Source organism: Pseudomonas coronafaciens pv. oryzae str. 1_6 (genome assembly GCF_000156995.2).
Classification (GTDB): Bacteria; Pseudomonadota; Gammaproteobacteria; order Pseudomonadales; family Pseudomonadaceae; genus Aquipseudomonas; species Aquipseudomonas tremae.
The window spans coordinates 527022-542780 of sequence record NZ_CP046035.1 but is presented as its reverse complement, the minus strand read 5'-3'; the positions used below and the strand labels follow the sequence as shown (position 1 = coordinate 542780).

At 57.2% G+C, this 15759-nt stretch carries 13 protein-coding genes, 2 pseudogenes and 1 riboswitch; of the genes and pseudogenes, 2 read left to right on the top strand and 13 right to left on the bottom strand.

Annotation, left to right across the window (positions count from 1 at the left end; all coding sequences use genetic code 11):
- Positions 1-23: 23 nt before the first annotated feature.
- From POR16_RS02470 to POR16_RS02425, 11 genes and pseudogenes are all read right to left on the bottom strand, one after another.
- A complete protein-coding gene (locus POR16_RS02470) occupies positions 24-998 on the bottom strand; it encodes an esterase-like activity of phytase family protein (protein ID WP_005888478.1) in 975 nt (324 codons plus the stop codon).
- The gene (gene parE / locus POR16_RS02465) at positions 998-2902 is read right to left on the bottom strand and encodes a DNA topoisomerase IV subunit B (protein ID WP_005888477.1); all 1905 of its coding nucleotides are present in this window, start codon (positions 2900-2902) and stop codon (positions 998-1000) included. The genes POR16_RS02470 and parE overlap by 1 nt, the downstream gene beginning before the upstream one ends.
- Positions 2903-2977: 75 nt before the next feature.
- Positions 2978-3595 carry a YqiA/YcfP family alpha/beta fold hydrolase gene (locus POR16_RS02460; protein WP_005888476.1) on the bottom strand — a complete coding sequence of 206 codons (618 nt, stop codon included), beginning with the start codon at positions 3593-3595 and terminating at the stop codon, positions 2978-2980.
- A gap of 91 nt (positions 3596-3686) precedes the next feature.
- Complete coding sequence (gene cpdA, locus POR16_RS02455; protein ID WP_005888475.1) at positions 3687-4493, bottom strand: 3',5'-cyclic-AMP phosphodiesterase; 807 nt, start codon at positions 4491-4493, stop codon at positions 3687-3689.
- A gap of 87 nt (positions 4494-4580) precedes the next feature.
- A pseudogene (locus POR16_RS26440) lies at positions 4581-4942 on the bottom strand (hypothetical protein).
- A gap of 274 nt (positions 4943-5216) precedes the next feature.
- Positions 5217-5663, bottom strand: a complete 447-nt coding sequence (locus POR16_RS02450) for a hypothetical protein (protein WP_042932038.1) — start codon at positions 5661-5663, stop codon at positions 5217-5219.
- Positions 5664-6014: 351 nt separating this feature from the next.
- A pseudogene (locus tag POR16_RS02445) lies at positions 6015-6181 on the bottom strand (DUF1249 domain-containing protein).
- Between the two features lie 234 nt (positions 6182-6415).
- Complete coding sequence (locus POR16_RS02440) at positions 6416-6865, bottom strand: hypothetical protein (RefSeq protein ID WP_005888472.1); 450 nt, start codon at positions 6863-6865, stop codon at positions 6416-6418.
- A 2-nt stretch (positions 6866-6867) separates the two neighbouring features.
- The gene (locus tag POR16_RS02435) at positions 6868-8241 is read right to left on the bottom strand and encodes a polymorphic toxin type 24 domain-containing protein (protein WP_005888471.1); all 1374 of its coding nucleotides are present in this window, start codon (positions 8239-8241) and stop codon (positions 6868-6870) included.
- A gap of 260 nt (positions 8242-8501) precedes the next feature.
- Positions 8502-8954 (bottom strand): DUF1249 domain-containing protein, encoded by a 453-nt coding sequence (locus POR16_RS02430; protein WP_024670395.1) that lies wholly within the window; start codon positions 8952-8954, stop codon positions 8502-8504.
- Positions 8945-9562: an NUDIX domain-containing protein gene (locus tag POR16_RS02425; protein WP_005888467.1), complete on the bottom strand. Its 618-nt coding sequence runs from the start codon at positions 9560-9562 to the stop codon at positions 8945-8947. The genes POR16_RS02430 and POR16_RS02425 overlap by 10 nt, the downstream gene beginning before the upstream one ends.
- Before the next feature lie 208 nt (positions 9563-9770).
- Between POR16_RS02425 and POR16_RS02420 the strand changes: the two genes are divergently transcribed.
- Positions 9771-10517: an RsiV family protein gene (locus tag POR16_RS02420; protein ID WP_005888466.1), complete on the top strand. Its 747-nt coding sequence runs from the start codon at positions 9771-9773 to the stop codon at positions 10515-10517.
- Here POR16_RS02420 and cytX read toward each other — a convergent pair.
- Both cytX and thiC read right to left on the bottom strand, forming a co-directional pair.
- Positions 10486-11775 carry a putative hydroxymethylpyrimidine transporter CytX gene (gene cytX / locus POR16_RS02415; RefSeq protein WP_005888464.1) on the bottom strand — a complete coding sequence of 430 codons (1290 nt, stop codon included), beginning with the start codon at positions 11773-11775 and terminating at the stop codon, positions 10486-10488. The two genes, POR16_RS02420 and cytX, sit on opposite strands and share 32 nt — an antisense overlap.
- A gap of 127 nt (positions 11776-11902) precedes the next feature.
- Positions 11903-13792 carry a phosphomethylpyrimidine synthase ThiC gene (thiC, locus tag POR16_RS02410; protein WP_005888462.1) on the bottom strand — a complete coding sequence of 630 codons (1890 nt, stop codon included), beginning with the start codon at positions 13790-13792 and terminating at the stop codon, positions 11903-11905.
- 156 nt (positions 13793-13948) lie between these two features.
- A riboswitch (TPP riboswitch) is annotated at positions 13949-14053 on the bottom strand.
- Positions 14054-14215: 162 nt separating this feature from the next.
- Here thiC and POR16_RS02405 point away from each other — a divergent pair.
- The gene (locus POR16_RS02405; RefSeq protein WP_005888461.1) at positions 14216-15655 is read left to right on the top strand and encodes a TolC family outer membrane protein; all 1440 of its coding nucleotides are present in this window, start codon (positions 14216-14218) and stop codon (positions 15653-15655) included.
- Positions 15656-15759: the final 104 nt, after the last annotated feature.

The window sequence follows — 15759 nt, the reverse complement described above, 5'->3', positions numbered from 1 at the left end:
GCGCTTGCCGGGCTGTATCTCGCTCACTGACCTGCGCTCCAGCCGTCCTGTGGCGCCGCGAAGCGCCAGACAATCGGGCGCTTCTCGCCATCGGCGCGGGCACCAAAATTGTTGTCTATGCCGACCCATGCGCCGGTCGCATCAACCACCAGCGCCTCCGTCAGGCCATAAGGCTGATCGTAGCGTCGAGATGGCACCATCGCTTCATCGGCGAACGACCAGCAGCGTTCGACTTGACCGCTCTGAAGGTCACGCCGACAGATTCGGTACACTGCGCGCTCCAGCGTGAAAAGCTTGTCGTTGTACAGCGACAGGTCGGAAAAGTCCGTGGATACACTCTTGCCCCCCTGCTCTGCCGGCAGCCTGTCCTGGCCTGACTCGGAGAGCAACACGCAGCTCTGCCCACAGCTCCATTGCCGCCCATCAAGCCGCGTCATGAGCAAGCCGCGCTTCTCGCGTTCAGCAGCCAGCCAGATGCGGTCACCGGCAGGGCTCACGGCGATCCCTTCGAAGATGGCGTTGAAATGCTGCAGCATGCCTTGAGCGCGAGCCTGTTCGACCAGATCCTCGGGCAACGGCAGCCATGACGGCGCACCGCTGACCGGTACTTTGAGGACCGTGCCATAGGCTTCGCTGACCAGGTAGCGATTACCGGCAGAGTCACAACTGACACCTTCGAAATCCAGATCGCCGCCGCGCACCAGCGCCGAAACACGAGCGAGCACGCGCAAATCCAGCGGCAGAAAGCTTTGCGGCGAAGGCACGTCGATGCTTTGCGGCTCGGCTTTCCAGGTGTTTTCAGAGACATCAAGGCTGTAAAGCAGGCTGTCGTCACGGTCCGAAACGGTCCAGAGCCGACCGTTGCACATGGCCAGGCCCGAAAGGTTACCACCCACCATGCCGTCCACGGGATGCTCGGATTGCAGCTTCAGGACTTCAAGAGGGGCGGCGAAAACCGGCGCGACCACAAGAACCAGAAGAGCGAGCCAGGCTCGCATCAAGTCAGAACCTCGGCGAGGTTGCCCTTGGATTCGAGCCAGGACTTGCGGTCACCTGCACGCTTCTTGGCCAACAGCATGTCCATCATTTCCGACGTTGCCGCGTAATCGTCCAGCGTGAGCTGCACCAGACGCCGCGTATTTGGGTCCATGGTGGTTTCGCGCAGCTGCGGCGGGTTCATTTCACCCAAGCCTTTGAATCGGGTGACCTGTGGCTTGCCGCGCTTCTTCTCGGCTACGAGACGGTCGAGAATCCCGTCGCGCTCGCTTTCGTCCAGCGCGTAGTAGATTTCCTTGCCCAGATCGATCCGGTACAACGGCGGCATGGCGACATAGACATGGCCAGCATCGACCAGCGGACGGAAGTGCTGGACGAACAGCGCGCACAGCAACGTGGCGATGTGCAGCCCGTCCGAGTCGGCGTCGGCAAGGATGCAGATCTTGCCGTAACGCAGCTGGCTGATATCGGCAGCCCCTGGGTCGACACCGATGGCGACCGCAATGTTGTGCACTTCCTGACTGGCAAGCACTTCGCCGCCGTCCACTTCCCACGTGTTCAGGATCTTGCCACGCAACGGCAGGATCGCCTGGAATTCCTTGTCGCGCGCTTGCTTGGCCGAACCGCCTGCGGAATCACCTTCGACCAGAAACAGCTCGGAGCGCGCCGGGTCCTGACCGGCACAGTCGGCCAGCTTGCCGGGCAGCGCCGGCCCTTGAGTGATGCGCTTGCGTTCGACCTTCTTGCTGGCCTTGAGGCGACGACCGGCGTTGTTGATCGCCAGATCGGCCAGTTGCAGGCCAAGTTCCGAGTGAGTGTTGAGCCACAGACTGAAGGCGTCCTTGACCACGCCCGAGACGAACGCTGCCGCTTCACGCGACGACAGACGCTCTTTGGTCTGGCCGGAAAACTGTGGCTCCTGCATCTTCATCGAGAGGACGAAGGCAATGCGCTCCCAGACGTCTTCCGGCGCGAGCTTCACGCCACGCGGCAGCAGATTGCGGAACTCGCAGAACTCGCGCATCGCATCCAGCAAGCCCTGGCGCAAACCATTGACGTGAGTACCGCCCTGCGCCGTCGGGATCAGGTTGACGTAGCTTTCCTGAACACTGTCGCCCCCTTCCGGCAGCCAGAGCAGTGCCCAGTCGACAGCTTCCTTGTTACCGGCAAAACTGCCGCAGAAAGGCTCATCCGGCAGACGCAGGAAGTCGGTGACCGAGTCCTGCAGATAAGAGCGCAGACCGTCTTCGTAATGCCACTCGACTTTCTCGCCGCTGGATTTGTCTTCGAAACTGACCAGCAGGCCCGGGCAAAGCACAGCTTTGGCCTTGAGCACGTGTTTGAGACGGCTGACCGAGAATTTCGGGGTGTCGAAATACTTGGGATCAGGCGCGAAATACACGCTGGTGCCGGTATTGCGCTTGCCGACGGTGCCGATGACTGCCAGCTCAGTGGCCTTGTAGCCATCGGCGAAAGTCATTTCGTATTCGTTGCCATCACGCTTGACCCGCACCCGGACCTGGGTGGAGAGCGCGTTGACCACCGAAATCCCCACGCCGTGCAGGCCGCCGGAGAATTGATAGTTCTTGTTGGAAAATTTGCCGCCGGCGTGAAGCTTGGTCAGGATCAGTTCGACACCGGACACGCCCTCTTCCGGGTGTATGTCCACCGGCATGCCGCGACCGTCGTCGGACACTTCGAGTGAATTGTCGGCATGCAGGATGACCTGCACCGAGCGCGCGTGACCGGCCAGGGCTTCGTCGACGCTGTTGTCGATGACTTCCTGAGCCAAGTGATTGGGCCGCGAGGTGTCGGTGTACATGCCCGGACGTTTACGAACCGGATCGAGGCCCGAGAGGACTTCGATGGCGTCTGCGTTATAAGAGCTAGCGCTGGGATTGGCCATGGGTTCTCGTTATCAAGCTTTCATGAAATTTCGGGATTCAATGTTCTTGCATTCATGTGACCGGGCATCGAGCACCTACAGTGCCGACAGGTCGATCTTCTGCAGTAGATCGGGTGCAAAGCCGGCAAAACTCAACAGCGCAGGCAGCCGCTCGGCAAACCCCTGAAAGCTGTGGTCACCGCCCGCCTGAATGCGCAGGGCGCAGGCCCGGTAAAACTTCTCGGCGCGACGGTAATCGAGCGTCTCGTCACCGGTCTGCAGCCACACTTGAAAGCGCTGCGGGTCTTGCGGCGCCGGGACTTCCAGCTCCGCCAGCGCCTGAATATGGTCTTCGGTCAGCTGCCATTGTTCGCCGGTGTACAGGTTCTGCTGCGTGCCGAGAAACCCGTCGAACAGCTGATGCGGATTGACCGCCGGGTTGATCAGCACGGCCCTAAGGCCATGGCGCTGCGCCAAGTGAGTCGCATAGTAGCCGCCGAGCGAGCTGCCGACCAGCAATGGGCGGCCCAGTGTCTTTATGGCGGACTCGAGTTGAAGCATGGCCTGACGCGGATGGTGATGCAGTTCAGGCACTTGCAGGCGATCTGCCAGGCCCAGCGATTTCATCAGCGCCACCAGCTGGCAGGCCTTTCTCGACAGGGCCGAGCTGTTCAGGCCGTGGATATACAGCAATGAAGGTGTGTCGCTGGTCACGCTATCGCTCCAGGGTGCAGGGCAAAGCCGTGTAGTTTACAGGGAGTCACGCTACAACACCTCACCGGAAACGTGTCGACCTGCGCATTCTTCAATACCCTGTGCCGCCGTAGTCCACTTCGAACGCCATACCGGTCACGCGCGAAACTGCGGTTTCCAGGCGTCCATCGTCATGCAGCCGCAACCAGCGATAGCCCGGCGCCGAGGTATCCACCTTGAAGTCCACGCTGCCCGGCGCGAACTGAATGCAGGTAGAAGGAGATGCCAGCAGGCGCACGCCATTGCGCATCTCGTCGAACTCCTGATGCACATGCCCCCAGAGCACGGCCTTCACCTGTGCAAAGCGATCCAGCACCGCAAACAACGCATCGGCGTTGCGCAGGCCGATGGGCGCCATCCATTCACAGCCGATGGCCACCGGATGGTGATGCAGGCAGACCAGATGATGCCGGTCAGGCGCGTCGCTCAGCGATTTTTCCAGCAGCTGTAATTGTCCGGCAGCCAGAAAACCCGGCACCGAGCCAGGCACTGCCGAGTCCAGCAGTGTTATCCGCCACTGGCCGATATCAATCACAGGGTCCAGCAGGCCGTCGCTCTGTGCAACATGCTCCATCTGCGGCAATTCGTCGTGATTACCGGCGAACCACCGCGCAGGGGCAGCAATTTGTCCGCTTATCTGGCGAAACGCTTCGTAAGACTCGACGCTGCCATCCTGAGAAATATCTCCGCTGGCCACGACCAGATCAATCTGCGGCTGCTCAGCCAGCACCCGCTCAACTACTTTTTCCAGACTGTCTCGGGTGCTCATGCCCAGCAACGCCCCGTCCGCCTCGGCGAACAGGTGGCTGTCGGATAACTGGACCAGCAGGACTGACGATTCGGGGGCTGCGCTTGGCAAGACCGTCTCCCAGAGAGGATTCAGTGCGATTATGTGATGTGCCAGCGGGCGGGTAAACCGGGAATGTGGGTGCGAGTGATGATTGGTTCACATTTGTTGAGGTGCCCGGAGTTTAAGATCAACACAAACAACCAGCAAAGCCGCCACTGTGCCTGCCAGTCCAGCACCCAAGAGATGACCCGGCAAGTATTCATAGGGCATATAGGGCCGGATACATCCCGCAAACACTAGAACCAAAGCCATGCTGAGAACCATTCCTGCCAACCCTGCCAAATGGACGGTCCACGGAATGAGCCTTAGCGAAAAATGCCGATGACCGTGCCGACAATGGATGCACATATAAAGTGTTCCCGCCGCAGCGCGCTGCCGATAAGGGACATCAATCCAACATAAAGGAAAAAGTTGAAAATAACTCCAGAGAGAGAGACGCTATCCGGGCCCGAAGTCACCCATCGTGATGTCACGACAAGCGAATCAAGCCGACAGCCATTCAGGTAAGTTTCCACATAATGCATAAGTGCTGCCCGACTATAAGTTCAGGATAAATATAGGCCGTGGCATTTAAAGTTAAAGCTGACAAGGTAAGTGCGAGGCATTTTCAGAAACAGCCTACCTATCCGGCGCAGGGTATCTGCCATGTGTAGATGACAGACAAGGACCATATGCTGCGATCCGGCCTATTCTTTTCACTTTGAAACTCAGCCGGAAATGGGTAAAGCCGGATTATTGCTTACACAACGTAACCCACACCTCATCCAGGTCATCCTCAAGTATAAGCCTTGCTTCGAAACCCGAGTCAGAAAATTGTTGATTCAGCTTTGTATTCCAGCAGTCACGTATTACCGCACCTAGCTCGACTGCGTCTTCATAGCTAATATCACCTAACAAACTGGTAAGCTCAACCATATTAACCCAGAAAGCAACTCCAAGAGTACCTACCTCACCCAGCAAGATTTCCTTTCGTTTCAAATCAGTGTAATTTTCTTCAACAAAATACTCTCCCTCTCGGCAAAACAATGTCGGATTAAACAAAGCGGCAAAGCTCATAACAAAATCATTACTCAAGCCCTCATGGACTCTGATCATGTAAAAATAATCAAACCGCGAAAGCCCATTTTTATTAACAGCCAAATAATCTTCATAACTATTCTTAAGCATGGAATCACTCACCTTGGATACTCTTCATCTGTAGGATATCGGACAATTGGGCTATTGAGAGAGCGTAGACCGTCGCTGTGCTGATTAACTTTAGTAAACTTAACATTGGGTCGTTCATATGAGCCATGCGGCTTACCCGAGCCTCGATATTGTTTGAAGGTGTCATCTTCATGAGAGAAGTGATCTGTGCGCAGTCCGAGGGGCTGAAAACAGGGGAGCGAGTCTAATGACTGGCGCTACGACGTCGAGCCTTGAACAGTGTCGGAGTATTGCCAGACAGGCAGTTGATACGGCCCTGCTGCAATGCCACCGGCATCGGCGGCTGTCGCAAGCAATATGTGTTCAGAATGTTGCAGAGGGGTTTTAACGCACTGCTTCAAACTCATGCCCGCACGCCAGACAATGGCTCAGCCATTCGCCCAGAAACAGATTGAGCTGGGCTTTTTCGTCTGCTGATGCATGTCGGCATTGGGGTATGGATAGATGCCGCGGAAGCGTCGTGCATGTTCGGCACCAATGACTTCGGCCATGCGTGCATCGTGATAGACCTGCACGTCGAGCCCCCCCTCATGAGGTCCATACGAGGCAACCCGATCAAATGCACACAACGCCTCAGCATGAGCAACACAATACCGATGAGCCTGCCAATGATAGATATAAAAAGAACAACCCCAGCGCACCCTGCCAACGGTCAGAGACATGACGCCAGCGTAAAGAAGACCGAGTTATTGCTTACAAAATACCCGACCACTCGAACGCATGCGTCATTCTGAAAAGCCAATTGTTACGAAAACTTCTCCAGCCTCATCATCGACAAGCGCTCTGGCCTGAGCGAAGGAAGATCCGAACTCGGATGCGAGTTTGGCATTCCAGCTTGCAGCTAAAGCGTTAGCAACATCGGCAGCCTCTTGGGTAGTCAGGTTTCCGAACAAACCAGTGATCTCGAGCAAATTCATCCAGAATTGATTTTTTGCCTTAGAGTTAGGGGTTTTCAACAGTGATTGGTAGTAGCTTTCGTCAAAATTATCGACAATAAAAACACACTCATCCACCACTTTAAACTCAGGCCAGTACAGCCTGGCCATCCACAGCGCAAAGTCAGAAGGTAAATGCTGCGTATGATAGATGGCGTGAACGTAATCAAACCCCGTAACAGTATGTTTAGTGTTAGCGGCCCGAAAAGATTGGAAGTCAAAAATTTTAGGGTTTTCCATGTTTAGCTCCTTGGATACTCATCAGGCGTAGGTTCACGCACGCGCCCCTTATCTATATATACTTGTCCAGTATCTGGATTGACGTTAATTTCACTTGCCTTGACATTCGGCCGCTGAATCGGCCCATGTTCTTTCCCAGACCCTCTGTACTGTTTCCAAGTCCCATCCTCATAGTAAGTTGTGTACTGGCCAAGCCTTCCTGGCTTTTCAAGAATCGTATGTGCCCGCCCTTCAGCCTCAGGGTCCTGCGATGGCGGTTTATTTCGAGACTTTATACGAGGCGCAGCTACCGGCTCCGGTACAACCCCCTTCGCCCGATCAATCACAACCGTCTGCGATCCGCTCCCAGCCCCCTCAGCATGTCCTTCTGCGTGAATACGCGCAATCTTGAGATGACGCCCCAGCTGTTCCAGCACTTCGCCAAGCTGCTTGAGTGGTGGTGATAAATGCGAGCTGACAGCAACGACACGTGCTGCCAGCCCAACACCACCGGTCAGGTAGACCAGTAGCGCGGCGAGCACGATCTCGAAAACCATACCTCCGGTCAGTTGGAGGATAGATTCGTGGTTTTGAATCTTGACGTACTCTTTGGCGAAATGCGCCAGAGCAAGCTGACTTTCATTGTCCTGAAAAATATAACTCGCGACTTCGTAGGCATGCGCCATCTTTTCGCGGCTGATCGTAGCGGGATCAAAACCCAGAGCTTCTGCCAGCTCACGGTGCTGAGCAGCAGAATATTGCTCGATAAAAGAATCGAGCCAACTGCCACCCGGTAATACTTCTGCGTTCCATGCCGACACAGCAGCACTGCAGAGCGCATCAAACGGATTGATCAGGTCTGAAAATTCTGCAACCGATTTGACGAGACCCCATGCGCCATAAAGAAACCCCTTGCCCAACGCTGCCCCGGCATAAAAAGTGTTGGCTGCGCCACTGCGTTGCTCCTGAATCGTTTTTAGCCGATCAGCCTCCAGCCTTTCCACGTTGAGAATCTCTCTCAACACTCGTTTCAGCTCTATGCGAGGCGCACTTGGCTGCTTTTTGGACTCAAACCAGGGATGCAACTGAACCTTGTGCTCATGCCCCGCGATAACCTGGCTAAGAAAGCTCTTGGAATCGAGTTCTCCCTGAATGACTTTGCCGTCAGCATGAGTAATACCCCACGAGCAACCCGTCAGGCGCTCACCGTTACTCCAGAGAAAACGAATGCCTATAAGGCAGCTAACCTGCGGCTCAGCACCGTGAAACGTTCTTGGTAGAGGATTTTCCCAGGTGTACTTTGATGCCCGAGGTGCAGGCCTTGGCTTGCCGGACTCTTTATGCCGACATACGCTTGGAGTGGGCGAATAATTGCCTCTGGTGTCGTAAACACCCATTACGATGATTCCCTGAATCAGCGACCTTGCATCTGTGTGCGGAGACGTGCGGTCAAGCTCTCGCACAGCGAGAGAAGTTATCTGTGCGCAGTCCGAGGGGCTGAAAACAGGGGAGCGAGTCTAAGGACTGGCGCTAAGGCGTCGAGCCTTGAACAGCGTCGGAGTATTGCCAGACAGGCAGTTGATACGGCCCTGCTGCAATGCCACCGGCGTCGGCGGCTGTCGCAAGCAATACGTGTTCAGAATGTTGCAGGGGGGTTTTAACGAACTGCTTCAAACTCATGCCCGCACGCCAGACAATGGCTCAGCCATTCGCCCAGAAACAGATTGAGCTGGGCTTTTTCGTCTGGCTGATGCATGTCGGCATTGGGGTATGGATAGATGCCACGGAAGCGCCGTGCATGTTCGGCACCAATGACTTCGGCCATGCGTGCATCGTGATAGACCTGCACTTCGAGCACCGGCACCGGCAGCCAGGGCAGGCTGTGTTCCTGACGGACTTGCAAGGTCGTGGTGTATGGGCAGTCGAGCAGCACTTCGACGGCCAGAACGCCCAGCATCTGGTCGCCCTGGGTGACTGCGACCCGGCGCGAACGCTGTTCGTTGCGCATGTCGGGCAGCAGGCGCATCAGGCGCGCGTAGTTCGCCTCGCACGCTGCCTGCAGCCCGGCAAGATCGACACGATAGCGGTCACGCAACAGATTCAAGACCATAGCCCCCTTATCTCGGCACGGTTCAACGCCAGCCATTGCAAAGCGATGATCGTCGAAGCGTTTTTGATTCTTCCGTCCTTGACGGCTTCCAGTGCATCATCGAACGACCAGATCGTAACCCGGATGTCTTCGCCCTCGGATTCAAGGCCGTGCAATCCACCCGCCCCTTCGCTGCTGCAGCGCCCCATGAACAAGTGCACAAATTCATCACTGCCGCCCGGCGACGGAAAATATTTGGTGATCGGCCACAGAGCGTCGAACACCAGTCCAGCTTCCTCTTCTGCCTCGCGATGAGCAACTTCTTCCGGCTGTTCGTCCTTGTCTATAAGACCGGCGACCAGTTCTATCAGCCAGGGGTTTTCAGTCTTTTTCATGGCGCCGACGCGGAACTGTTCGATCAGCACCACCTCATCACGCTTGGCATCGTAAGGCAGCACGCAGACGGCATCGTGACGAACGAACAGCTCGCGGCTTATTTCCTTGCTCATGCCACCTGCAAACAGCTCATGGCGCACGTGCAACTTGTCCAGCCTGTAGAAGCCTTTGAAGCAGTTTTCACGGCTGATCGTTTCAAAAGCCGTGGGTGCAGTTCGTGTGGTCTGGGTCATGGAATTCTCGCTTGCCGCCATTTTTGACATCGGGCCATCCTAACGCGCATCGACGGTCGGATGCAGCCCCCTTGAACATGCAGGGTAGACGGTCGGGGCATAAAACAATTCTAATCTGCCACCTGGCGAACCGAAGTCGCCGTTTAGAGTCAAACCAGCCTGCACACGCACAACGCAACCGCCTTTTTTGACACTGCCAAGGATCAACATGTCGTTATTGAGGATCACTTCACTGGCTTGCCTGGCCCTGTTGCTCGGCGCCTGCCAAAGCCTCTTCACGCCCAACATGCGCACACCGCTGCAAGTCCAGCGCGATGCGTCCGAGCTGATCAAGCCGGGCTGCACAACCGCAGACTGCCCGCTGGTGAACATCGATACGGTGCATTTCCCCGATGAGCCGCGTCTGGACGCTATCGTCCAGAAGACGCTGCTGCAACTGACGGTCGGTGATACCAGCATCTCGGCGCCGCCATCAATCAAAGCCTATCAGGAGCAGTTTCTGAGCCAGGCCCAGGGTAAAAATGCCAGCTACCTGCAAGCCAAGGTACGCGAGCAGCATGACGGTATCGTGGTTGTAGAACTGTCCAGCTACCTGGATAACGGCGGCGCTCACGGCAATCCTGGCCGAGCGTTTATCAACTATTCGCGTCAGCAGCAGAAGGTCCTGACGCTGGCCGACATGATCATCCCGGGCAAGGAAAGCGAGTTCTGGCAGAAGGCCCAACTGGCCCATCAGAGCTGGCTGCTCTCGACCAAGATGAATGAAGACAGCGAGTTCATGAAGACTTGGCCCTTCAAGCGCACGCCGCATATTGCGCTGACTTACGGGGCCGTGATCCTCAAGTATCCGGTGGATACCATCGCGCCGTATTCGATGGGGCACATCGAGCTGAAGGTTCCTTATCCTCAGCTCAACGGCATCCTCAAGCCGGAACTGTTTCCCGGTCGGGGTTGATTGATAAGCCGATCAACAGCTGCAACACGCCAGCGACGATGAGCGCTGGCAGTGTTGCGCCCACCTCAGGCCAGAGATTGGCCAACAGGTGATAAGTGCTGATACCCCCCAGCCACGCCAGCAGGCTCATCCAGCGTAGCTCGTCCTTCCCGACCTGACCCGTGCGACGACACAGGATGAAATGGTCGACCAGCACGACGCCGAACAGCGGCGCAAACACCGAACCGATCAGCAACAGGAAATTCTGGTACTGGGCCAATGGCGCCAGACAGGCGATCAGGGTGCAGGTGATGCCAATGACCAAGGCCAGGTATTCGACCTTGATGCGTGACAGCAACGCACTGGATACCGCAGCCGAGTGAATATCGGCAAATGCGTTCTCGGTTTCATCCAGCAAAATCAGCAGCAAGGGGATCCCCATGCCCGCGCCAGCCAACGCCAACAACAAGGCATTGACCTCGCCACTCGGTGCGAACGCCAGGGTGTAGGCGACACCGAGGCTCATCAGCCAGAAATTGCCCATAAAAAAGCCTATTGCGGTGCCACCGAATACGCTTTTTGCGCGTCGGCCAAAACGCGAATAGTCGGCGATCAGTGGCAACCAAGACAGCGGCATGGCGATGGCAATGTCGAACCCGGAGGCAAACGGCATCGAACCGTCACCGGACGTTGCCCACAGCGCAGCCAGATCAGCCTTGGCGAGCAGGTTCCAGGTCAGCCATGAGCAGGCTGCCAGCAGAATCCACAGGCCCCATTTGCGCAAAAACCGCCGCACGAAGGTCAATGGTCCACTGACAGCCAGCAGCGTGGCCAGTGCGCCGAAAACCAGCGTCCAGAGCAGCGGGCTGGCCCAAAGGCTGCCGTCTGCAAAGGCCCGAGCGCCCAACAGACTGGCAGCATCGCGCATGACGATGATCTCGAACGAGCCCCAGCCGATCAGTTGCAGCAGGTTCAGGACCGCTGGCAGCGATGCACCTTTGCTGCCCAGGCTGAGTTTGAGCGCTGCCATGGATGACAAACCAGTGTCGCTGCCGATCACCGCGACACTGGCGAGCAGCAGAACCCCCACCAGCGTGCCGAGAAAAATCGCCAGCATCGAGCCGGACATGCCCAGACCCGGCGCCAACAAGGCCCCGGTTTGCAACACCATCAGGCCGATACCAAGGGAAAACCAAAGGGAAAACAGATCTCGCCCGCCGAATACCCGCTGGCTCGCGGGAACGGGAATGTCAGGTGAATAGGTGCCGGGTGTGTTCACGTTTGTGTCTCGTGCGAGGTGTTGATTCGGTGATTCGGGATCGGACGCAGAGCGTCCAGAACAGCGCTACCACGCAGAGCGTGGGAGCGATAACCGCTAGCGGTGTTCTGTCTGCACCTGTCGTTCCCTACACTTTCTTGTACAACTGGCTGCCTTCCTGTTTGAAGCGCTCGGCCTGTTCGGCCAGGCCTTTGGCAACATCTACATCCACTGCTTCAATCCGCTGGTTGGCGGCGTATTCACGCACTTCCTGGGTGATTTTCATCGAGCAGAATTTCGGCCCGCACATGGAACAGAAATGCGCGACCTTGGCAGAGTCCTTGGGCAGGGTTTCATCGTGATAAGAGCGCGCGGTATCAGGGTCCAGGCCGAGGTTAAACTGGTCTTCCCAGCGGAACTCGAAACGCGCCTTGCTCAGCGCGTTGTCGCGAATCTGTGCGCCCGGATGACCTTTGGCCAGGTCAGCCGCATGGGCAGCGATCTTGTAGGTGATGATCCCGGTCTTCACGTCATCCTTGTTCGGCAACCCCAGGTGTTCCTTGGGCGTGACGTAACACAGCATGGCGCAACCAAACCAGCCGATCATCGCCGCACCAATGCCCGAGGTGATGTGGTCATAACCCGGCGCGATATCGGTGGTCAGCGGGCCGAGGGTGTAAAACGGTGCTTCATCGCAGCACTCCAGCTGCTTGTCCATGTTCTCTTTGATCAACTGCATAGGCACATGGCCCGGGCCTTCGATCATGGTCTGCACGTCGTGTTTCCAGGCAATCTTGGTCAGTTCGCCGAGGGTTTCCAGTTCACCGAATTGCGCCGCATCGTTGGCGTCGGCAATCGAGCCCGGACGCAGGCCATCGCCCAGCGAGAAGCTGACGTCGTAAGCCTTCATGATTTCGCAGATGTCTTCGAAATGCGTGTACAGGAAGTTTTCCTGGTGATGCGCCAGGCACCATTTGGCCATGATCGAACCACCACGACTGACAATACCGGTCACACGCTTGGCGGTCAGCGGCACATAACGCAGCAGTACACCGGCGTGAATAGTGAAGTAATCGACGCCCTGCTCGGCCTGCTCGATCAGCGTGTCGCGGAACAGCTCCCAGGTCAGGTCTTCGGCGGCACCACCGACTTTTTCCAGCGCCTGATAAATCGGTACAGTGCCAATCGGCACCGGCGAATTGCGGATGATCCACTCGCGCGTTTCATGAATGTGCTTGCCTGTGGACAGGTCCATGACCGTGTCCGAACCCCAGCGAATGCCCCAGGTCAGTTTGGCGACTTCTTCTTCGATGGAAGAACCCAGCGCACTGTTGCCGATGTTGCCGTTGATCTTAACCAGGAAGTTACGGCCGATGATCATCGGCTCCAGCTCGACGTGGTTGATGTTGGCCGGGATGATCGCGCGGCCACGGGCGATCTCTTCACGCACGAACTCGGCGGTTATTTCCTTAGGAATGCTGGCTCCGAAGCTGTGCCCGGCATGCTGCTGGGTCAGCAGACCCGCGGCGCGGGCTTCCTGAAGCTTCATGTTTTCGCGGATGGCGACGTATTCCATCTCGGCGGTGATAATTCCCTGACGCGCGTAGTGCATCTGGCTGACGTTGGCGCCGGCCTTGGCGCGGCGCGGGTTGCGCACATGTGCAAAGCGCAGCGCGGTCAGCTCGGCATCGCTCAGGCGTTGCTGACCGAAGTTGGAGCTCAGGCCAGGCAGACGCTCGGTGTCATTGCGCGAGTCGATCCAAGGCGAACGGACGTCGGCCAGACCTTTGCGCACGTCGATAATCACGTTGGGGTCGGTGTAGGGGCCTGAGGTGTCGTAGACAGTTACTGGTGCGTTGATTTCGCCACCAAAATCGGTCGGCGTGATATCCAGGGTCACTTCGCGCATCGGCACGCGGATGTCCGGGCGTGAGCCCTGAACATAGATTTTCTGCGAACGGGTAAACGGCTGTACCGATCCGGAATCGACCTGCGCCGACTCGCTCAAATGGGCTGTGTTTTTTGGTTTTGTACTCATCACGGGCTCTCCAGACATCCGGTTGCGGATTTATTGTCGGAGTAACCTGAACATGACGGACGGACGCACCAGTGCTGGTGCCGAGTATCGAAAGGAGGCGAAACTGTTCATTATTTGAACAATCGACCCCGGACGATACTCAAGAGGACTCGCCGGGAGACGAGAAATCTTGTTCCCTACGCAGGCGCTAACCTGATCAGGTTCAACGGGATCCGGTTTAACCGATCTCAGCCTCATAGCAAGGCACCCCGACAAGAACGCGGTCAGTCTATGCCGGGGCGCGGTCGTAATGCCAGCCTATTTGCAAGGGGCTCGATAAATGGCGTAAATCGCCGATTGTTGAGTAAAGCGTCTGGCTCTACACTCGCTAACCCGGTTTTTCTTCAAACTGTGATTACTTTCTTCATGAACAGGGAATGCCTCATGTTGCGCAAACTTTCGTTGGTCGTGGCTGTTTCGTTTGCGTCCAGCGGGCTGACCTGGGCTGCCGACTTGCCAATGCCGACCAGGACTGGACTGTTGAACGTGTACCGGCAGGCGGTGGACAACAACGCAGACCTCGCTGCTTCTCGCGCCGACTACGACGCCCGCAAGGAAGCCGTGCCGCAGGCGCGAGCCGGTTTGCTGCCGAATATTTCCGGCAGCGTCCAGAACACCAACACCCGCACCAGTATTGATCGGCCCAGCGCCGTAGCCACCCGCAGCGGCACGGTTTACCAGGCCACCCTGAGCCAGCCGATCTTTCGCGCCGACCGCTGGTTCCAGCTGCAGGCTGCCGAAGCGGTCAACGAGCAGGCAGCGCTGGAGCTTTCGGCCACCGAACAGAACCTGATCCTGCAATCTGCGCAGAGCTATTTCAGCGTTTTGCGAGCGCAAGACAACCTGGCATCGACCAAGGCTGAGGAAGCAGCGTTCAAACGCCAGCTGGATCAGGCCAACGAGCGTTTCGATGTTGGTCTGTCGGACAAGACCGACGTGCTGCAGGCGCAGGCCAGCTATGACACGTCACGCGCCAGCCGTTTGCTCGCCAAACGTCAGGTGGACGATGCCTTTCAGGCACTGGTGACGCTGACCAATCGCGAATACAACTCCATCGAAGGCATCGTGCATACCTTGCCGGTGCTCGCCCCCACACCCAATGACGCCAAGGCCTGGGTCGACACCGCCGCGCAGCAGAACCTCAATCTGCTGGCCAGCAACTATGCCGTCAGCGCTGCCGAAGAAACCCTGCGTCAACGCAAGGCCGGGCATGCGCCGACACTCGATGCGGTCGCTACCTATCAGCGTGGCGACAACGATTCACTGGGTTTCAACAACCCCAACTACACTGGGCAGAATTACGGCGGTGATGTCGAGCAGCGCAGCATCGGCGTGCAGTTGAACATCCCGATCTACAGCGGTGGGCTGACCAGTTCGCAAGTGCGTGAGGCCTATTCGCGGTTGAGCCAGACTGAGCAACGCCGCGAAAGCCTGCGCCGTCAGGTGGTGGAAAACACCCGCAACCTGCACCGTGCAGTGAATACCGATGTCGAGCAGGTACAGGCTCGCAAGCAGTCGATAATCTCTAACCAGAGCGCGCTGGAAGCCACGGAAATCGGCTATCAGGTCGGTACCCGCAACATCGTCGACGTGCTGGACGCGCAGCGCCAGTTGTATGCCTCGGTGCGCGATTACAACAACACGCGCTACGACTACATCCTCGACAACCTGCGCCTGAAGCAGGCCGCAGGCACCCTCAACCCAGGCGACCTGCAGGACTTGTCACGCTACCTCAAGCCGGACTACAACCCGGACAAGGACTTCCTGCCGCCGGATTTGGCGACTGCGGCGCAGAAAAACTTCGAGCGGCCTGCACAGCGCTGACAAGATGGCGCAGAGCGTCACGGAATGCATTCCCACGCTGGAGTGAGGAATGAGAATCTCAACTATCGTGCCCATGCTCCGCGTGGGCACGCAGTTCTGGACGC